16 protein-coding genes and 2 pseudogenes are annotated in these 19,008 nt (G+C 59.7%); 12 read left to right on the top strand and 6 right to left on the bottom strand.

What is annotated here, in order from left to right; all coding sequences use genetic code 11:
* The first annotated feature begins 8 nt into the window (after positions 1-8).
* The 3 genes from BLU88_RS12755 to BLU88_RS12745 all read left to right on the top strand — a co-directional run bounded on the left by BLU88_RS12755 (position 9) and on the right by BLU88_RS12745 (position 4,945).
* On the top strand, positions 9-1,148 hold the full coding sequence (locus BLU88_RS12755; RefSeq protein WP_092014512.1) for a YlbL family protein: 1,140 nt from the start codon (positions 9-11) through the stop codon (positions 1,146-1,148).
* Positions 1,148-4,168 (top strand): UPF0182 family membrane protein, encoded by a 3,021-nt coding sequence (locus BLU88_RS12750; RefSeq protein WP_092014509.1) that lies wholly within the window; start codon positions 1,148-1,150, stop codon positions 4,166-4,168. Before BLU88_RS12755 ends, BLU88_RS12750 begins: the two co-directional genes overlap by 1 nt.
* Before the next feature lie 321 nt (positions 4,169-4,489).
* The gene (locus tag BLU88_RS12745) at positions 4,490-4,945 is read left to right on the top strand and encodes a hypothetical protein (RefSeq protein WP_157689101.1); all 456 of its coding nucleotides are present in this window, start codon (positions 4,490-4,492) and stop codon (positions 4,943-4,945) included.
* Positions 4,946-5,308: 363 nt separating this feature from the next.
* Here the strand turns inward: BLU88_RS12745 and BLU88_RS12740 are convergent.
* A pseudogene (locus tag BLU88_RS12740) lies at positions 5,309-5,599 on the bottom strand (transposase); the annotation flags it as partial.
* 197 nt (positions 5,600-5,796) lie between these two features.
* Here BLU88_RS12740 and BLU88_RS12735 point away from each other — a divergent pair.
* The 5 genes from BLU88_RS12735 (at position 5,797) to BLU88_RS12715 (ending at position 9,772) form a co-directional block, all read left to right on the top strand.
* Positions 5,797-6,321, top strand: a complete 525-nt coding sequence (locus BLU88_RS12735) for a hypothetical protein (protein ID WP_092014504.1) — start codon at positions 5,797-5,799, stop codon at positions 6,319-6,321.
* Between the two features lie 540 nt (positions 6,322-6,861).
* The gene (locus BLU88_RS18405) at positions 6,862-7,164 is read left to right on the top strand and encodes a transposase (protein WP_197678138.1); all 303 of its coding nucleotides are present in this window, start codon (positions 6,862-6,864) and stop codon (positions 7,162-7,164) included.
* 27 nt (positions 7,165-7,191) lie between these two features.
* On the top strand, positions 7,192-7,680 hold the full coding sequence (locus tag BLU88_RS18400) for a hypothetical protein (protein WP_197678137.1): 489 nt from the start codon (positions 7,192-7,194) through the stop codon (positions 7,678-7,680).
* A gap of 794 nt (positions 7,681-8,474) precedes the next feature.
* Complete coding sequence (locus BLU88_RS12720) at positions 8,475-8,987, top strand: nucleoside deaminase (RefSeq protein WP_197678136.1); 513 nt, start codon at positions 8,475-8,477, stop codon at positions 8,985-8,987.
* A gap of 191 nt (positions 8,988-9,178) precedes the next feature.
* A complete protein-coding gene (locus tag BLU88_RS12715; protein ID WP_231939400.1) occupies positions 9,179-9,772 on the top strand; it encodes an ankyrin repeat domain-containing protein in 594 nt (197 codons plus the stop codon).
* A 311-nt stretch (positions 9,773-10,083) separates the two neighbouring features.
* Here the strand turns inward: BLU88_RS12715 and BLU88_RS12710 are convergent, their stop codons facing one another.
* Positions 10,084-10,296, bottom strand: a complete 213-nt coding sequence (locus BLU88_RS12710) for a tautomerase family protein (RefSeq protein WP_092014501.1) — start codon at positions 10,294-10,296, stop codon at positions 10,084-10,086.
* A gap of 105 nt (positions 10,297-10,401) precedes the next feature.
* On the opposite strand from BLU88_RS12710, the pseudogene BLU88_RS19165 reads away from it, so the two are divergent.
* Both BLU88_RS19165 and BLU88_RS18170 read left to right on the top strand, forming a co-directional pair.
* Positions 10,402-10,728: pseudogene (locus BLU88_RS19165) on the top strand (winged helix-turn-helix transcriptional regulator).
* A gap of 562 nt (positions 10,729-11,290) precedes the next feature.
* Positions 11,291-11,434, top strand: coding sequence for a hypothetical protein (locus tag BLU88_RS18170; protein WP_157689099.1), 144 nt, complete (start codon positions 11,291-11,293; stop codon positions 11,432-11,434).
* A 518-nt stretch (positions 11,435-11,952) separates the two neighbouring features.
* On the opposite strand, the gene BLU88_RS12695 is transcribed toward BLU88_RS18170, so the two are convergent.
* The 3 genes from BLU88_RS12695 to BLU88_RS12685 all read right to left on the bottom strand — a co-directional run bounded on the left by BLU88_RS12695 (position 11,953) and on the right by BLU88_RS12685 (position 15,188).
* Positions 11,953-13,248, bottom strand: a complete 1,296-nt coding sequence (locus BLU88_RS12695; protein ID WP_092014492.1) for an MFS transporter — start codon at positions 13,246-13,248, stop codon at positions 11,953-11,955.
* A gap of 102 nt (positions 13,249-13,350) precedes the next feature.
* A complete protein-coding gene (locus BLU88_RS12690; RefSeq protein ID WP_331712435.1) occupies positions 13,351-14,013 on the bottom strand; it encodes a response regulator transcription factor in 663 nt (220 codons plus the stop codon).
* A complete protein-coding gene (locus tag BLU88_RS12685; RefSeq protein WP_092014486.1) occupies positions 13,983-15,188 on the bottom strand; it encodes a sensor histidine kinase in 1,206 nt (401 codons plus the stop codon). The genes BLU88_RS12690 and BLU88_RS12685 overlap by 31 nt, the downstream gene beginning before the upstream one ends.
* A gap of 106 nt (positions 15,189-15,294) precedes the next feature.
* On the opposite strand from BLU88_RS12685, the gene BLU88_RS12680 reads away from it, so the two are divergent.
* Together BLU88_RS12680 and BLU88_RS12675 are read left to right on the top strand one after the other, a co-directional pair.
* On the top strand, positions 15,295-15,843 hold the full coding sequence (locus BLU88_RS12680) for a DUF4822 domain-containing protein (RefSeq protein ID WP_197678135.1): 549 nt from the start codon (positions 15,295-15,297) through the stop codon (positions 15,841-15,843).
* 853 nt (positions 15,844-16,696) lie between these two features.
* Positions 16,697-18,070 carry a DUF3100 domain-containing protein gene (locus BLU88_RS12675; RefSeq protein ID WP_231939399.1) on the top strand — a complete coding sequence of 458 codons (1,374 nt, stop codon included), beginning with the start codon at positions 16,697-16,699 and terminating at the stop codon, positions 18,068-18,070.
* 404 nt (positions 18,071-18,474) lie between these two features.
* Here the strand turns inward: BLU88_RS12675 and BLU88_RS19160 are convergent, their stop codons facing one another.
* A complete protein-coding gene (locus BLU88_RS19160; protein ID WP_407922856.1) occupies positions 18,475-18,882 on the bottom strand; it encodes an alcohol dehydrogenase catalytic domain-containing protein in 408 nt (135 codons plus the stop codon).
* Positions 18,883-19,008: the final 126 nt, after the last annotated feature.

Genomic DNA, 19,008 nt, shown 5'->3' with positions numbered 1-19,008 from the left:
AGGATTACATGACAGAGAACGCCCCTCGGGCCGTGCCGGCGGCACCGGCTCCGACACGCGGCACCAAACGACGACGGACTCCGCGTCTTGCCACGACTTCGGGCGTCCTCACCTACATCTTCATCGCATTGGCCGTGCTTCTGCCGGTTCCGTACATGCTTCAGCTGCCGGGACCGGTTTTCAACACACTCGGTGACTACCAGGGCGACCCGATGATCAGCGTCTCCGGTGCCAAGACGTATCCGACAGCAGGTCGCATCGATATGCTCACCGTCGCCGTCAGCGGCGGGCCCGGCCGCGATGTCTATGCTTCTCAGGCGCTCGGCGCACTCATCAACGGCGAACAGACCGTGGTGCCGACGGAGGCGTACTACCCGCTGGACACCACTCGAGAGGACGTGACCGAGTCGAATGCGGTCGAGATGTCATCGAGTCAGGACGTCGCCATCGCGGCCGCCATGGGCCAGCTGGGCAAGAAGTATTCGGTGCATCTGTCGGTCGACGAAGTCGTCGCCGATGCTCCGGCGCAGGACAAACTGCGCAAGGGTGACCGTCTGATGTCGGTCAACGGAAAGAAGCTGGACTCCGACCCCGATGCCGCGCAGATCATGAGCGAGACCGTTCAGGGATCGGACTCCGTCGAACTCGGAATCGAACGCAATGGGAAGTCGTCGACGGTCAGTCTCACTCCTGCGAAAGTCGACGACCGCAAGGCGATCGGCATCACGATGAAGCAGGACTTCGAATTCCCCGTCGACGTCACATTCAACGTCGACGGCGTCGGCGGCCCTTCGGCAGGGACGATGTTCGCTCTGGCCATCATCGATGAGCTCACCCCCGGGGCGATGACCGGCGGCAAACATGTAGCCGGCACCGGTGAGATCACTCCCGACGGAACGGTCGGCCCGATCGGCGGTGCTCGCCAGAAAGTGGCCGCTGCCACTGAGAAGGGAGCGACGCTGTTCCTCTCACCCGCCGACAATTGTGCGGAGGTCATGGCCGCCGCAGACCAGTCCAAGATCACGGTGGCGCGCATCGACACTCTCGCTGACGCGCAGGATTCCGTGGAGCAGTACGCCGTCGGCAACACTTCGGATCTGCCGAAGTGCCCTGTCGATGGTTCCGACAACAATGAGAAAGGGCAGTAGTGAGCACCTCGTCCTCACCCACCTCCGCACGCATGCCGGCGAATCGGCCACGACGTTCGCCGCTGCTGCTCACCCTCGTGTCTGTGGCGATCCTGCTGATCGCCTTCATCGCCTTCACCCAGGTCTACACCGAGGTGCTGTGGTTCCGCCAGATCGACGCCGCCAATGTCTTCCGCACCATGTGGCTCACCCGCGGGCTGACGTTCCTCGGCGGTTTCATTCTCATGGCGGTTCCGGTCTGGCTCAGCCTGCACTTGGCCTACCGTCATCGACCCGTCTACGCACCGACGACTCCGCGGCAGGAGAATCTCGATCGGTATCGTGAGGCCATCGAGCCTCTGCGTCGGGTCGCGACGATCGCGATTCCTGCAGTCATGGGCGTCCTCGCAGGTATCACCGCCTCGGCGAACTGGAACACGATCCTCGAATGGATCAACTCGACGTCGTTCGGCTCCAAGGATCCTCAGTTCGGTCTCGACAAATCGTTCTTCGTCTTCGTCCTGCCGGGTCTGCGCCTCATCGGCAATCAGCTGGGCATGGCTCTGCTCTTGGCGCTCATCGCCGCCCTCGTCGCCCATTATCTCTTCGGCGGAATCCGTCCGGGCGAGCAGAAGGGCGTCATCCTGACGAAGGCCGCTCAGTGGCAGCTGGGCATCACCGTGGCCGTTCTCGTCATCGTTCAGGCCGGCCGGCTGTGGCTCTCCCGCTACGATCGGATGACCGCAGCCGGCGGAATCGTCCCCGGCGTCACCTACGTCGACGATCATGCCGCTCTGCCGGCGATGGCGATCGTCGCCATCGCTGCCGTCCTGGTGGCACTGCTGTTCGTGTACACCGCCTGGAAGGGCAACTGGCGGATCTCGATCATCGCCACGATCACTCTCATCGTGCTCGGCGGTGTCTCGATCATCGCCTACCCGGCACTGCTCCAGCAGTTCCAGGTCAACCCCTCACAGCAGAGCAAGGAGTCGGACTACATCCAGCACAACATCGATGCCACGCGCGAAGCGTTCGACTTCGATGACATCGAGGTGACTCCGTACGAGCCGAGCACAAGCGGCAAGAAGGGCGACCTGCGCAAGGACGCCGAGACCGCGGCCTCGATCCGTCTGCTGGATCCGAACCTCGTCTCGGACACTTTCCGTCAACTGCAGCAGGTACGACCGTACTACTCGTTCCCGCAGAAACTCGATGTGGATCGCTACAACATCGACGGGGAGATGCGGGACACCGTCATCTCCGTGCGCGAGCTCGCACCGAGCTCGGTGAACAATCAGAGCTGGTTCAACCGAGCGATCGTCTACACCCACGGTTTCGGAGTGGTCGCAGCCAACGGCAACCAGCGCAACCCGGACGGCGAGCCGCTGTTCATGGAATCGGATATCCCTCCGAAGGGTGACTTCCCCGAATACGAGCCGCGAGTGTACTTCGGCGAATCCTCGCCGGACTACTCGATCGTCGGTGCTCCGAAGGGCGCGACTCCACGCGAGCTCGACTACCCCTCTGATGAGAAGAGCGGTTCCGGTCAGGTGAACAGCACCTTCACCGGAGACGGCGGACCGTCGGTGGGCAACGTGTTCAACCGCCTCGCCTACGCCCTGAAGTTCCAGGACGAGCAGATCCTTCTCTCTGACGCACTCAACGACAAGTCCCAGATCCTCTACGACCGTCACCCACGTGAACGTGTGGAGAAGCTCGCTCCATTCCTCAAGGTCGATGGCGATCCCTACCCGGCAGTTGTGGACGGGAAGATCAAGTGGATCCTCGACGGCTACACCACTGCTGAGGACTATCCGTATTCCACCCCGCAGCCGCTTCAGCAGGCCACCGAGGATTCGACCACGGCGTCGGCACCGAATTCGGTGGCGACGCTGCCTGATGACGAAGTCAACTACATCAGGAACTCGGTGAAGATCACTGTCGACGCCTACGACGGCTCAGTCGACATGTACCAGTGGGACAAGGAAGATCCGGTTCTGAAGACGTGGATGAAGGTGTTCCCCGGACTCATCAAGTCATCCTCGGAGATGTCCGGCGATCTCATGAGCCATGTCCGCTACCCGGAGGACATGTTCAAGGTCCAGCGCGATCTGCTCACGAAGTACCATGTCACCTCCGCCAGCGAGTTCTACTCCGGTCAGGACTTCTGGACGCTGCCGACGGACCCGACGACGAAGGCGAGCAGCGGGCTCACTCAGCCTCCGTTCTATATGACCCTGCAGATGCCGGGCCAGCAGTCGCCGTCGTTCTCGCTGACCAGCTCTTATATTCCAGCTCGATCGTCCGAGGGACAGTCGCGAAACAACCTCACCGGCTTCCTCTCGGCTGATGCTGACGCCGGAAACAAGCAGGGCGAGACGGCCGAAGGCTACGGCAAGCTGCGTCTGCTCCAGCTTCCGCGCAACACCACCGTGCCCGGACCTGGTCAGGCACAGAACAACTTCAACACCGCACCTGATGTGCAGCGCAGCCTGAACCTGCTGCGTCAGGGTGAGTCCGAAGTTGAGAACGGCAACCTGCTGACTCTGCCTATCGGCGGCGGTCTGCTGTACGTCCAGCCGGTCTATGTTCGCTCCGCCGGTGAGACCTCCTATCCGCTGCTGCAGCATGTGCTCGTGGCCTTCGGTGAGGACATCGGGTTCGCTCCGACACTCGACGAAGCGCTCGACCAGGTCTTCGGCGGAGACTCCGGCGCTACGGCCGGCGACGCCGGTACCGAGGACAGCGGAGATGGAGAATCGGGATCGACCTCCGGCGGCGACGCCGCGGATTCGAAGTCCGGCTCGCCGGACAAGGCCCTCAACGACGCTCTGCAGGAGGCGAAGAAAGCCATGGAGGACTCCGATGCCGCACTGAAGGACGGTGACTTCGCGGAGTACGGAAAGGCTCAGGACCGTCTGAAGAAGGCGCTTGAGGACGCCGTGGCCGCAGATCCTTCACTGGCCGAGGACGCGGCGGGCAAGGATTCCTCCGCGCCCGCCTCGGAGCCGGCTGACGGAGGCGGCGACTCGGGTAACTGAACCCGGGCCGATTCGTCATTGCACGGATTGGCACGTCCGGTCGCAGCGCCCTCGCGAACATTCGCGAGGGCGCTCCACTTTACCCGGCGATCTCGCACATTGGAGCAGCCACTGCTGATCATGTTGCTCGGTCAGTCTGCAGGGACGCTGGCGCTCTCGTTGGCTGAGGGCCTTCTCGTCCTGAGCGGCACATCGCTGCTGTGCACCGAATAGTACTCCTGCAGGCGACTCTGACTGCTTGCGGCCGCATAAACGGCCGACCTGGGCTCTGAGTCTCTGGGGGTGTTCGCGGTACCCAGCCTCGGTATGGGGTTCGGGAGTATGGCGACGCTGTCGACGGTCGTTTATCTCATTGTCATTGTTCTGCCGTTCGTTGTGGCGGTGATCGTGTCCCGAATGGTGCGGAGCCACCGGTCTCTGCAGTGGTCTATTGGGGTGCCGTTCGCGGTCGTCGTCATCCTGAGTCTCATCCTGGGACGTCAGGTCATCTCCACTCTGGCGGACCGCCTCGGCGCCGGAGCGTTCCAATATGCTCCGACCCTGTTCTCAAATCTGCTGTTTTCGGTCACCGGGGGACTGTGGGCGTGGTTCAGGATTCTCGCCAGTCATCGTGGCCGATTCGTGTGTCGGATAGCTGATTGGGTCGCGCTCCATCGCAAGCTCTTCACCATCATCGCCGCGCTTTGGTCACCCGATGGCCGGTGCTGGGAGGCGAAGCTGCTGCGGAATCCGCGATCCGGCTGCCGGGCCAGTTGTTCTCAGGCGGCGGGTGGTTAGGAACAGTCCTCGTGCTCGGCCTCATCCTGCCATGGGGCGAGACGTTACCGCGGTGGTTTTCCCGGCCTGGACGACTTCGACGCCCAGAGAAGCGAGGCAGCCCCATCGATATGAGTTCGGCGGCCTCAGGCGACCGCTGCCGTACTGATATTCTGTCCCGGAGTCGATGTCACCAGAGGGTCGGGTGGTGAGTTGAATGAGAAGAACCCCCCCCAGCCAGGATCTTGACTGGGGGCGTCCCTATGTTCGACGTCAAGGCGTGACGGTCAGGTTCCTCAAGACTATTCAGCTGGGTTCGAAGGGCAAGGGCGGTCAGTCCGGAATCGTCCTCCGGACTGATCAGGTACTTCGCTCCGGAACAGTTCAGGCAGCAGTGGCCAGTTCGGGCGTGCGGAAGTAGGCACCATCACGCAACATGGCGTAGAGTTCGTTGCACCGCCTTCTCGATAACGCGATCAATGCCTGATTGTGCTTCTTATGCTCGCCCCGCTTCTTGTCGTAGTTCGCCTTCGACAACGGGTCCTTCATCGCCGCGAACGCAGACAAGAACAGTGCCCGTTTGAGGATCTTGTTGCCCTGACGCGAGGAATGGTCACCCCGGATCGACGTTCCCGACCGCCTCGTCACCGGTGCCAGTCCGGCATAGGATGCGAGGCGTCGTGTCAAGCTCCGGATTTCGTAGAGGCTCCTTTACTTGGCTTCCTAAGAAGCCGCAGTCTCGGCCTGCACACTGGTGGCCATCATCGTGTTCTACCGCCTCATGAGAGTTTCACTGACCCCCAACGTCTGACCTGTCCACTCATTCGATCATCCGGTCCGCAGAGACCGGACAGAGTCCTCGAGGAGCATCCATGTCATCGTCAGAACAATCGCTCAACGACGGGTCCCGGCAGATCGTCGACCGCGACCGCCCGCCTGACCGCGCCCCGGCTGCGCTGCGACTCCTGCTGATCGGCGTCGCGGTCAGCATTGTGTTGCTCGTCGGTCTGCCGATCCTCATGTTTGTCAACCAGGCCGAGCTGGTCGCAACGATCGAACGCGAAACCGCCGGCACCCTCAGCCAGGAGTGGATGGACCGGGTCGTTGTCTTCGTGATGATCTATTCGATCGTTCTCCACCTGCTGGACGTGATCCTTCTGGTATGGCTGACCCCGAAGGTGCTGCGCGGACGGCAGTGGGCGAGGATCACACTGACCGCGTACCTGGCCGCCGCCACCGCCGGGAGCCTTTACTCCGCGTCCAAGGGCGGGATGTACCTGGCGGTCGTGATCCCCACCGACCTGTTGCACGTCATCATGGTGGTGCTGCTGTGGGCACCGCCGAGCGTGCGGAGATTCTTCGCCAGACAGCGAGCCTCTAATAGATTCAAGAGGTGAGCGACGAGTCGTAGGACGCTGTGGACATGATTCGCATTACTCCGTCACCGTCGAAGAATGCGACAGAGTGCAGCAGGTGGCCTGCGGCACCGATCAGCATGTGCAGGTCGATCTGTCCCCCTGGCTCGGGTAGCCACCAACACCCCGTCGCCAGGCCGGAGAGCGGTTTGACAATGAACAACCTGAGGATCGCGGCGATGCTGATCGCTCGGATGCCGCTGAACGCGTCAAGACTAGAGACAAGAATGAGGTTGCGGCCACGCTCGCGCGGAATAACGATGGGAAGACCTTTCCTGAATCAGATGTGGGGGAGATAAGTGCGGCCAATTGAACGGCTCTTGGAGAAGGCCGCCACGGAGGGCTTCGCTTCTGACTAGCTGGAGCCGCACTACTTCGTGGCCGGCATCATAGCTCTGCCCCGTCCACTGCCTGATCTGTCGACGAATCTGTTGCTTGACGGGCTTGGATGATGGGACTGATGAAGGGTTTGGTGATATCTGATCTGGTTTGTTGACAGGCGAGCCTGGACGGATAGACACCATGCCACAGCCCTACCCGAAAGAGTTCCGCGATGACGTCGTCCGCGTGGCTTTGAACCGCGACGAGAAGACAACGATCGCCCACATCGCCAAGGACTTCGGCGTCTACGAAGGCACCACCGCGAAATGGCTGCGCCAAGCAGACAACGATGCCGGCAGCAAACCCGGCACCACCGCTGACGAATCGGCCGAGCCACGACGCCGCACGCGCCTGTTCGAACAGGAGAACGAAGTCCACCGCCGTGCCGCAATATACCGATCGCAGGCGAAGCCTGCTGATCAATTGTGCTCTACCCGCTCGTGAGAGTGCTCGCCGTGTCAAGGGATCCCCGTGGCGGTGACGTGCCGGGTGGAGAAGTTCTCCCACCGACCGTCTGACCGGTGGCTGGCCAGCCCGGTTACCGAAGCCTTTGTTGTCGATGCCTATCGGGCCAGCGCCCTCTTCGATGCCCATCGTGATGACCCGGAGTTCGGATACAGGTACCTGGCCCATGAAGCCGAGGCTGCCGGCGACATGATGGCGATGCGCACCGCGTGGCGGCTGTGCTCGCACAACTCGTCGTTCTCCGTCTTCGGCACGGCCAGGATCAAGAACGGTAAGCAGCCGGGGCCACCCGTCCACGACGACCTGTGCGTGATCGTCGACGCCGTTGGGCGCACCCGGCATGGGTTCCGAGCCGATGCCCCGAATCGGCTGTGGTTCGCGATCGTGACCTGGATCGAGCGGAAGTATCACCTCCGACGTCGACTGGCTCAATTGGGTCAATTGACGCCTGTCGAGTACGAAACAATTATCGAGTCACTTGCAGTCGCAGCATGACACCCCGCTTGTCACCCCTCCTTGCATCAGTTTGAGCCGGCGCTCGAGACAGTCGGGAAGAAGGACGTTCGAGTTTCTGTCGGCGGCAACACGATCGTGCTATGTCAACGCTGGGCTCATCGACGAGTTCACGATTGCTCTTTCGCCCTTGTTCTTGAGCAAAGGTGTGCCACTGTTCGAAGAAAGATGGATGCGAAACGAATCGCGCTCGAACGGTTCGGTGCGGAGTATGCAACTAGTCGGGTCGCTCGATTCACATACGCTGTTCGCGAGCGGTAAGTCATCAGACCGAGAAGACTCCTCCGGCAATGGACTCTCATCCACGAGTCGGATAACGCGACAGTTGTACGCAGCGCTTATTCGCGCTACTGCTGTTGCATCTGTCGCCAGCGGTTCCGTTCCGCCAGTCGTCGGAAGGTGGTCTCAACGGAGTGTGAAAGTCGAAACGAGTGTTCTTGCCCGTTGCGGTGAAATGAACGACAATAGAAATTGGTATACCAAGTGCGCTTGGATGCATCCAGCGGGTGAGGGGGATGTCCCAAACAGCGGGCCACCCCGGTCATGCCGCCGGAACCAATTCTGTGATGTCTGCTGATGTAAGAGGAGGACTGACCGGGATGATCAGCGCAATGGGTGCACCACTTCCATTCAGAACGCGCCAGGCCGCGGCTCGCTGAGTATGCGAAATCTTAAGACGTTGATGCGGTTTCGGAGCTTGAACTGCATAGGCAGCGTGTGCCAGATGGCCGGCTCTGTTTTGGTCACCACTGAATATCGATATATAGGAGGAAGCTTTGACTGAATCAGCATCTGTCTCACTGACAGGCGACGACCTCGCACACCTTCACCGTTGCATCGAGCTCGCAGAGGAATCTCTTGCGGCCGGAGACGAGCCGTTCGGCTCTCTCCTGGTCGATCCGAGCGGTCGCGTGATCTGCGAAGATCGCAATCGGGTGAAGGATGGGGACGCCACGCAGCACCCGGAGTTCGCGATCGCTCGTTGGGCTGCGGAGAACTTGTCGCGAGAAGTCCGGGCGGATTCTGTTGTCTACACTTCCGGAGAGCACTGCCCGATGTGCAGTGCCGCTCATGCCTGGGTGGGCCTGGGCACGATTGTCTATGCCGCGAGCGGCGAACAACTTCGGTCATGGCTCAGCCAATGGGGAGTTGATTCCGGCCCCGTAGCACCACTGTCGATCCAGCAGGTCGCGCCCACTGTCGAGAGCGTAGGACCAATCGCGGAATTGAGCCCGCAGGTCAAGGGCCTGCATGCCACGTATCACGGTAAAGGCGAGGAGGAACGCTGACGACCAATGCTTGGAATTACGGTCCGCAATAGAAGGAAGTGCCCATGAAAAGAGTCGTACGCCTCGCGCTGTGCTCGACAGCACTTACCGCGATGCTCATCGCAACGACGGCCTGCAGTCAGGCCGACTCATCCGAAGCCAGCAGATCCGAAACCTCGGATTCTGCGAAGTCTGATTTTGAGGAGAACACTGTGTCAGATCAGAACAAAGCACTCATCGGAGCTGTCGCATCCGAAGACATCGATGCTGCGCGACAGGCGTTGGAGGCTGGAGCAGATGCCGACGTTCGCAACTCTGAGGGGCAACCTGCAGTGCTCACCGCCACACGTAACCGCGACAGCAAGCTCGCTCGGCTGCTCCTGAACGCCGGAGCGGATCCGAATGCGAAAGATGCGATTGACGATTCCGCTTTTTTGTACGCCGGAGCCGAGGGCCTCGACAGTATCCTAGAAGCGACTTTGGAGCATGGAGCCGACGTGAAGTCGACCAATCGCTACGGAGGGACTGCTCTCATTCCCGCTAGCGAGCACGGTCATGTCAGCACCGTGAAGATCCTTCTCGAAGCTGGTGTTCCGGTCAACCACGTGAATAATCTATCCTGGACAGCACTGCACGAAGCGATCGTTCTCGGTTCAGGTGGTCGAGACCATATCGAGACGGTGCGTTTGCTCATCAAGGGCGGTGCTGATGTCACGATCCCTGACGGGCAGGGCACCCTCCCGGAGGACCTCGCCGCAGACAAAGGGTTTACGGAAATTGTTGACCTCATCCAAGCTGCACGCTGAGGAACTTGCGACCAGTCGACCCAGATAGCGAAGTCCATAAAACAACTGCTCGATTGTGTACTGGCATATTGCGGCTTGCCTTGATGAACGCAATGACATCAACGTACCCAAACTGATACCAAATCAAAACGTCCAATTCGAATGGGCTCCACCCTTTCAGAGGAAAATGGTGGGGGTGCATTTGACCTTGGATAAAGACAGGAGCTTGACTTCGGGCTACATTGATTTCGTTCGAAGTTGACACGACGCAACGGCCCCGACTCCACCGTGGGATGAGGCCGGGGCCGAATTGCGTCAAGTTGTGGCAGCAGTTAGGACTCCATCCCCGTCCGGTTGCTCAGCATGACCCCGCCAACGGCGTACTTTTCGAAGGAGACTTCATTGATCAGCACATGGTCGGACTCCGCCGGAGCACTAGTGCTCGCGACAATCGCGTCAGTGACGCCTTGAGCGATCTGCAAATACTGCGGCCCCCTGTCTCCGTCCATCAGTTCAGGAACGATGTCGAGGTTAACAATTGGCATGCCTTCTCCTTCTGTCGATTCAGCCGTTGTTCAACTAGTCTGCTTAATACACAACTGCTTGAGAAGACGGCACTTATAGGTCAGTAGCCAACCACGAGGTAGGAAATGGCAGCTAAGCAAGATTACTGCGGTGAAACAATGCGCGCCACGATCGACATCGTCGGTGGGAAATGGACGATGCTGGTGCTTTGGGAACTTCTCGACAACGATCGCAGATACGCGGACTTGCAGAGGCGTGTGACGGGGATTTCTTAGAAAGTACTTTCGAGTGAGCTGAAAGCTCTGGTCGCCGAAGGCCTCGTCGAGAGGGAAGTTGCGCCGGCTGTGACCCCCCCGCAGGTGACTTATCGGATCACGGAAGAAGGTGCGAGTCTTCAGCCTGTGTTCAAAGTTCTGCACCAGTGGGGGCACGATCATCGGCCGCCAGCATGAGCGCAGGTGCTGCTGTGTGGTGTGACCGGGATGTGGATGCGCGTGGACCGCGTAATCGTTGCTGTGATTGGTACCGTCCCGGGGCCAACCCTGTTTCCCAGGCAAGCAGCATGCAGTGGCTGAGGACAAGGTCCGCGTGGAGCTGGAGATGACCGTGCGTCGCGAAGTCGGCGAGAGTGTCGTTGAAATCGCCGCTGCGATCAGTATGAATACCTCGACTGCGAGAGAGTGACTCCGTGCATAGGACTCGAGGCTGACCGTCGAGAAGAAGCGATACTTGTGAATCTGTGCGAGCCATGAAATCGCGACGATCCTGACGTCGCGTTGGCCCGCTCTGCTCTCACTATGGCTGAGCGAGCTACGGGGTTCGGACGACCCGTGGCCAGCAGTGAATAGTGCCTACGAAAGTACGGCCAGCCGTAGGGGCGTTTGCTAGAACGGTCGCTAGATCAGCGTGTCAACTATCCGGGAACCCACGCTTCGTCAATGACTTGCGGTCGAGATGTTCGAATCGCCCAGGGGGATAGTAGAGGCAGGGAGATTGGAAAAAGGAGATTCTCTCTTGCCAGTGAAATACACCGACGAACTCAAAGTCTGTGCCGTTAAACTCGTCATCCATGCCCAGGCCGACCCCGACACCGCGCGCGTTGCTATCGCCCGCGTCTCGAACGTACTCGGACCGAGCAATGAAGCCCTGCGAGTCTAGGTACGCAAGTATAAGGACTCCGGTAGGCCCACATCAACTGAGTCAGTCGATCTTGAGGCTGAGAACCGGCGGCTCCGGACTGAGTTGGCTGAAGCAAAGAGGGCCGAGGAGATCCTGAAGAGAGCGTCGGCTTGTCTCTAGCGGCGGAACTCGACCGCCCATCGAAGTGATCGTTAGCTTGGCGCAATGACACTCTAGTCGCAATTCTCATCTGTCATCAATCGATTCCGATTAGCGACGCAACGAGAGAACAAGCCACTGATGATTTGAGTCGGCCAGATGGGGACATTTTGGAGATATCCAGTATCTATGGGATGTCTCGGACTTTGAGGGATCAGAAGGGGAGGCGACCTTATAAAGCATGTTGGATTACTCACAGTTGCAGTGGGAAAGACTACGCCAGCGGCTAGTTGGATGTCTACGACATCGCCTCGTCAGCGGAAATCAACAAGCGTGACTATGTCTGTTGAACCCCGAGCAGCCTCGGTGTGAAAGGATCTACTCGGGTCTTTGCACCATCAGTCATGGCGAATGTCCTCAGAATGGGAAATATATAGGATCTCGGGCACTCGCCACAAAACGAGCGCGAGTACGAGAATCATCATCAGGCTCGAAGCAAATGTCGTTGCGGCAACTCCAATCGCCTCGGCGGCAGCGCCGAGGAGGAGGATCGAGGCTGGCATGATTCCAATCGCCAGTTCCTGCAGTCCGAGCACTCTGCCATGCATCTGCGGCTGCGAAGTGATGAGGATCAGAGTCGTTTGGAGAACGCCGAAGGTCGCACTCGCCATTCCGACGAGCACCATAAGTATGAACGCCGAGGCGGGGCTGTGCATGAGTGAGAAGACCGCCCACAGCCCACCCCAAGTCATTGTCCCAAGAATGAAGACTCCGCCTTTGAACCGAAAGTCATCGAGACCAGCAATGATGATCGAGCCGACGATTCCTCCGACTCCCGCGCACGTGAGGAGGGCGCCGAGGCCCGCGGCGTCGAGCCCGAACGATTCTTTGGCAAAAATCGGCATGAACGATTGGAAGATCGGCCAGAGGAAGATATTCGCGGCCAGCGTTACCAGAAGGACAGCAAGTGTGAGGCGGTCGCTGGCGACGGTCTTCACGCCTCCGACTACCATTTTGATTACCGATTCCTTGCCCTTGTGCAAGGCGGAACCGCGTCCGCGCAGAGGGACGATAAGCAAGAAGGACAGTACGTACCATCCGGCGGATACCCACAACGCGGCCGGCGCACCGATAAGGGCGATCATCGCGCCTCCGGCCGCAGGTCCTATAACCTGAGTCATGTTCATCGCCAAGGCATTGAGCGCATTGGCATTCGACAGTTTTCTGGGTCCGACGAGTTCGAGGACTAGCGAAAACCGGGCAGGCTGAGATGGGGATTGGGCCAGTCCAATAGCGAGGCCTCCGGCGACAAGTACCCAGTAGGACAGAATGTGCAGCGAGGCCAGCGTCGCCACCATCGATACCGCGAAGGTCGCCCAACCGACAAGGATGAGCAAGAGAGCGACCCGATTGAATCGATCAGCGAGACTGCCGGCGAGGGGTCCGAGCAGCAATGGCGCAAGGCGGGCTGCTGCATATACGGCCACAAGGAATTCTGAGTGAGTAATTTCGAAGGCCAGCCAGCCGAGCACAAGGGTCTGGGTCCAGACTCCAGCAAAGTAGAACAGATTTGACAACCACAGCTGTTGGAACGCGCGGTTGCCTCGTAGTGAAGAAACCGCGCGCAGTGGGTTCAGCCAGATTGATGCGGTATCTCTTCCTCTGCGGTCAGTGCCAGACTTGTGTGTCGCCACGTTGCTCCCAACCGTCGTCTGTCAGACTCCGCCGTCAGCGGAATTCCCATGTGTGATGGTATACCAAAAGGAGTGGATTCATCTCATGCAGAATACTGGGTACTAAGGAGTGCGGATAATTCGACGCTCGATCGCTGCCGCCACGGCTCCGACTCGTGTATCGACTCCAAGCTTGGTGTAAATGTGTGCCAGGTGAGCCTTAACAGTGCCTTCCGATATGAACATTTCGCGTGCCAGCTCTTTGTTTCCCAGTCCTTTGGCAAGCAGGTCGAGCACCTCGACCTCCCGTTCGGTTACAGTCGTCCCGGACTGGGATTTTCGTCTCACCAGGGCCGAAGCAACAGCTGGGGACAACGCCGTCTCTCCAGCGGCGGTTGCGCGAATGGCAGCGAAGAGTTCATCGGCTGGAGCGTCTTTGAGGATGTAGCCCCGCGCGCCTGCGTCGAGTGCGCGCAGAATATCTGACTCCGTCTGATACGTCGTGAGGACGAGGATCTCGGGTGACTCTGCAGGCCTTTTCAGCTCTGCGGTGATCTCAATTCCAGATTGGGCAGACGTCCCAAGGTTGAGGTCCATGAGTACGACGTCGGGTCGATATGCGGCCACTGCAGTCCGCGTGGATTCGAGATCGTCGGCCTCAGCGATGATTCGCATATCGTCTAAACCGTTGATGAGGGCGGCCAGGCCGGCCCGGACGACCGGATGATCGTCAACGAGCAGAACTGTAATTATGCTCATCCCTGCTCCTTTCTGATGGGAAACCACGCTGATACGGTGGTTCCGTCGCCGATTTCGCTGTCAACTTCCGCTTCTCCGCCGAGTTCACGAGCTCTTTCGCGGATTCCCCGCAGTCCACGACCGCGCAGTTTCGGGTTCGACTCATCCCCATCTCGCGACTGCATCGTCGGGTAGCGTGTGTCGAACCCGCGACCGTTGTCGCGGACGTCCAGATAGACGCGGGCCTGGGCAAAGGTCACTGTAACGACGACCCGGCTGGCATTGGCATGTTCGAGAACATTGGCAATGGCTCCGCGAGCAGTCGCGACAACTGCCCGCGCGATCTGGTCGGTCAGCGGTTTCTCTGCTCCATCTACGCGAAGCTCGACTGTAGGTTCCGATTTCACACTCCTGACGAATTCGACAAGTCGTTGGCGAAGCTCCTCGGGGGCGACATAGTCAGCTTTATCGACATCAGTGCTGAGGTCATAGATTACCCGGCGAATCTCGGTCAGACTCTGTCGAGAGGACTCGATCGCGGTAGCCACGTTTTCCCGCGCTCGCTCTGGGCGCGACTCCCAGCAGTATTCAGTTGCCTGCAAGAGCAAATGGATGCTCGAGAGGTCCTGGCCGATGGAATCATGGATATCTCGAGAGAGTCTGGTGCGCTCGCGCAGCGCGCCGACGCGGCGTTGTTCAGACACGAGCTCATCCTGTGTGGCGACCAGCTGGTCGATGAGGCGTGCGCGAGCCTGGGATTCCTTGTCCAACGACCGATAGGACATGATCGTAATCAAAGCGATGCCGAGGGGTCCGACGACAATTGTGATGTCAGGACTTGGGCTGATCCGCAACCAAGAGAGAGCAACGACGACGACGAGTGCGCTCACGCAGGCAACCGCCCACCGGAAAGGCAGCGCTCGCAGCACGACGAATGCCACAGGGACGGCACACCAGGCGAAGGATGGGGCGATGACGGAGAGAGCGGCAACGAGCAAAGCCATCGCAACCGACCAGACCCTGGACGCGGCTGTGGCCTTGCGCAGTTTCGGGCGTGCACCATAGCAAAGGAGAAGCGCAAAAGCCCCAATGAGGACGAGAATTCCGGCCCCACTGAAACCGTGGCGCAGAATGTAGCGAATCGAGCTCGTAACCAGGAGGACCACGAGGACGACGAGTAACCAGACGTCGAGATGCCGGGCGCGGGCGAGAAGAGTACTCATTACATCTTAAGCATACGATTCTCGCCCGAGAGAGTGCGCGCCACTACAGCACGCATCATCCATCTGGCCATAGCTTCCTGTCCGATCGGCAGATTTGCACGAGCGTATGGCGCTGAAGAATAGAAGCATGAAGATAAATACAGTAATCATGAAAGCCGTTGTTCTCCTCGCCTCCGCCACAGCTGCAGTCGGAGCACTGAGCGCCTGCTCCCCAGCCGAGGCTGGGGGAGAGACAGCGGCATCGGCTGAGCAGCCAGCAGAGACTGAGAAGTCCAGCCCCTCCGATGTGCTCGCTTCCACTCCGTGGGAGACAACAGGCGCTACTGATGCCGACGGCAATGACGTCGACCTCGAGGACGAAAACGTCGCGAACTTCGTGGGCTGGGCCTATTTCAAGGATGATGGATCGTTCACGATGTACAACCTCGACGATACTCCAAAGATGCACGGCGACTGGACGGTGTCCGAAGATGGCAAGACCCGTACCATCGTGGCCAAAGACGATGAGGGGAATGAAGAGTTCACTCGAGATTCGGTAATCGTCACCCTCACCGAGGACGAATTCACCTATCGCGTGTACCCCGACGAGAATGACAAATCTGTGTATTTCGACATCATTCATACCCCGACCGACCACAAAGAACCTAACAACTGATCATCATCAGTGACCGGGCGTTACGACGAATGTCCCGATCAGGCTTCAGCGGTCGTCGTCGACTGTGGCCGCTGGAGCCGGCGGGCGCACGTGCTGCTCAATCGTGGGGAATCGGCAGATCCTATGACAGAGACCGGTCGGGCTCGAGGGGCAATGGTCTTCAGGCAGGATGTAACCTTGGAGGCCGGATGCAGAAATCAATGCGGGTGAGACTATATAGCCGAGGTCACTGACAGCGATACCTAAGGCCATCTAAAGGGCCTCGCTGCCCGGCGAGAGGGCAGTGTCTCAGTTTGTGGCCGAGTATGCCGGCGAAAAGTCGGGTTCGCTCGCTGATGTTACACAGTTCCATCGCGGTCAGGCGAAAGCGAAATGGAGGCCTTGCGGGTAGATGTGCCTGGCGGTCACCCTGCAGAGGCGAATTGCTGGACGTGACGCTGAAAGTGAGCCTGCGCGTATTCGCTTGTGTTTTGGGGCACTGCTGCGGCAGTTGAACCTTCTAGCTGGTTCTGGCTGTCGTTGTGCGAGATGCGCTGACTTCGGCCAGGTCGGTGCACCAGTATTCAGTCTTTTCGACGGGTCGCGAGTCAATCCGATTCCGAGTTTATTGCCCGAAATGTCGGACATTATTGGTATACCGACCGCTGAAATCTGTTGTGGGAAGACCGAAAAAGTGAAAAAATCGACCTGCTGTCAATGGTGATTGGTCCGTGATCGTGCGTATCGATTGCTACAGATTACAATAATGGTTGGTATACATATGACACGGGAGTCACCTTCTCTTTTGCCGAACGACTCTTCAGTTCAGTCTGTTCGGCGCCCTACAGTGTGGTCGTGGGCCATCTCCGTCAGCGTGGGGCTGGCAATCTGCATCATTGCCATTGTTATCGGGGAGCACACGCTCAAAGTCGGTCCCGCGGCCGTCGTGCTCATTCCAATCATCTGGGCAGTTCTGATCGGTTCAGTTATCGGGCTGCAGAAGATCGTTCCCATCTCAGGGCGTGTCCGAACTGTTGGAGACCCGCAGATCCGAGTTGGTATTGTAGCGTTCCTCGCTTTACTCGGGATGGGGATCGGGCCCACTCTTGGCGAAGTGGCTAATCTCGGACCGGCCATAGTATTGCAAGAGGTGGGCCACATATTCGGAACTGTGGTTCTCGCTTTGCCTGTAGCCGTCGGTCTGCGGATGGGGAGGTCGGCCATCGGCGCCAGCTGGTCGGTCGACAGGGAATCGTTCCTGGCGTATGCGATCGAACGGTTCGGCATTCGCTCGCCCGAATATCGGGGAGTCTTCGGCGTGTGGATCTTCGGTTCGATTTTCGGAGCACTCTATGTGTCCCTCATCGCAGGGCTGTTCGGCAGTCTCGACATCCTCCATCCGCTGGCATTGGCCCTCGGACTCGGTCTGGGGTCATCATCGATGATGCTGGGCGGTGTCGGCGCACTATCTGTGCTCTATCCCGCACAGGCCACGGAGATCATGGCCCTGGCCGGACTGTCAAATCTGGTGACGAACATCGTCGGATTCTACGCCGGGGTCTTCCTGTCGCTGCCGTTAGCGAGGAAGCTCTACCTGTTCTGGACACGAATCTGGAACCGCCCCGATGCCGAGGTCGAAGAGGCGAAACTCGTTGCGCGGGGCATCGTTCCCGACGGAGACGCCTCGGAGAAATCGAAGAGGTCCGAGGCCGTCGTGCGACCATCTGCATCTGAAGACGTACTTGCAACCGGCAGCTCAGCGTCGTCGAACATCCCGACCGGGCCCGAGGGTGATGCATCCGATCCACCTGAGCCCACGGGGTGGCCGGTGACTCTCTTCGTCTTTGGCAGCGCCGGCGGGCTGGGATTGCTGATCAACGTCATCGGCACCGGTGAGTTCGCGCCGCGGCAGATCATCGGTACGGTATTTCTGATTGCCATCACCGCGCTGTCATTTCTGCTCGCCAAATGGATCCCCAAGATACCAGCCAGTGTGTGGGTGCTCGGGATCGCCACGTTGCTCAGCGCACCGTTCTTCCCCTACTCCGGCGTTTTGGTCGGTTGGGTTGATGGAATGGACGTAATGCTCTTCGGATTGCTGCAGCTGGCGCTCATCGGAATGAGCTTGGGACGCGACGTTCAGGCGATCAAGCAACTCAGCTGGAAAGTCGTCATCATTGCCCTCTTGACGCTGACCACTTCATTCCTCGCCGCAGCGGTTCTCGCTCAGACTGTTCTGCACCTCTGAGCGAGAACCGCCGCGAGTGGGGGCACCCGGGGCCCAGACTGGATCCGGTCCGATCAGGGCTTGACGAGGATCTTCGTTTCGGTGGCCCGTCCGTCGCCGAGACGATGCTCGATCCCCTTCTCGACTGTGTCCTCGAGTGGGTTGGTGCTCGTGGTGAGCGGACGCGGATCCGGGCGGCCGTCGACGAAGGCCTCGATCACCTCGGCGAACTCCTCGTCCGTGTCCGCGTAGCTGCCGACGAGGTGCTTCTGGGTCTGAAAGAACGCGTTGTGGTCGACCTGGACGGGGGAGTGGAACTAGGACACGACCCCCGAGGTGTCTTCGTTGCGCGGGGCCCCGAACGTCGAGTCGAAGGTCGACCGACCGACTCCCGACGCGGCGCGGACGGCTTGCTCATGACGAGGTCACTGACACCGCGGGCGTTCAGGCAGCAGAGGACACCAAAGCCGATCGGCCCCACCTCGACGATGAGAGCCGTCGAGCTTGACAGCATGCCCGGCGACGGATGTCGACTCGACCGTCGTTGCGACATCCTCGCCGACGTAGTCGCGGATGACGTGGACGGCGTCACGATGTGCGACGACGTAGTCGGAGAATCCGCCGCCCCCGCCGGAGACGCCGATGAAGCCTTTCTGTTCGCAGGGGTTGACGCCACCGCGCAGACAGCCTGCGCACGTGCCATCCCAGACGTTGGGGCGCACAGCGACGACGGCACCGATCTCGACATTGGCAATGTCCGAGCCAGCGGCTGTGACCCGGCCGGGGAACTCGTGACCGAGAGCATGGTGCCCTGGTGAGCCGAAGAGCGGCAGCGTGACGCCCGTGGGGACGGCGTGTACTCGTAGAGCGAAAGATCTGATCCACAGATCCTGCTGGCGGCGACCATAATCTTCACCAGGTTGGTAGCCAACGCTGGTCCAGAGACCTCCTCCAACACG

Origin of the sequence: Brevibacterium siliguriense (genome assembly GCF_900105315.1) — a bacterium.
Taxonomy (GTDB): Bacteria; Actinomycetota; Actinomycetes; order Actinomycetales; family Brevibacteriaceae; genus Brevibacterium; species Brevibacterium siliguriense.
The sequence above is the reverse complement of the archived record's forward strand: the minus strand, read 5'-3'. Positions and strand labels throughout refer to the sequence as shown.

Excerpts from the sequence above, each read along its gene's own strand:
- BLU88_RS12755 (WP_092014512.1), top strand. The coding sequence starts at position 9 with ATGACAGAGAACGCCCCTCGGGCCGTGCCGGCGGCACCGGCTCCGACA.
- BLU88_RS12745 (WP_157689101.1), top strand. The coding sequence starts at position 4,490 with ATGGCGACGCTGTCGACGGTCGTTTATCTCATTGTCATTGTTCTGCCG.
- BLU88_RS12735 (WP_092014504.1), top strand. The coding sequence starts at position 5,797 with ATGTCATCGTCAGAACAATCGCTCAACGACGGGTCCCGGCAGATCGTC.
- BLU88_RS18405 (WP_197678138.1), top strand. The coding sequence starts at position 6,862 with ATGCCACAGCCCTACCCGAAAGAGTTCCGCGATGACGTCGTCCGCGTG.
- BLU88_RS12710 (WP_092014501.1), bottom strand. The coding sequence starts at position 10,296 with ATGCCAATTGTTAACCTCGACATCGTTCCTGAACTGATGGACGGAGAC.
- BLU88_RS12685 (WP_092014486.1), bottom strand. The coding sequence starts at position 15,188 with ATGAGTACTCTTCTCGCCCGCGCCCGGCATCTCGACGTCTGGTTACTC.
- BLU88_RS12680 (WP_197678135.1), top strand. The coding sequence starts at position 15,295 with ATGGCGCTGAAGAATAGAAGCATGAAGATAAATACAGTAATCATGAAA.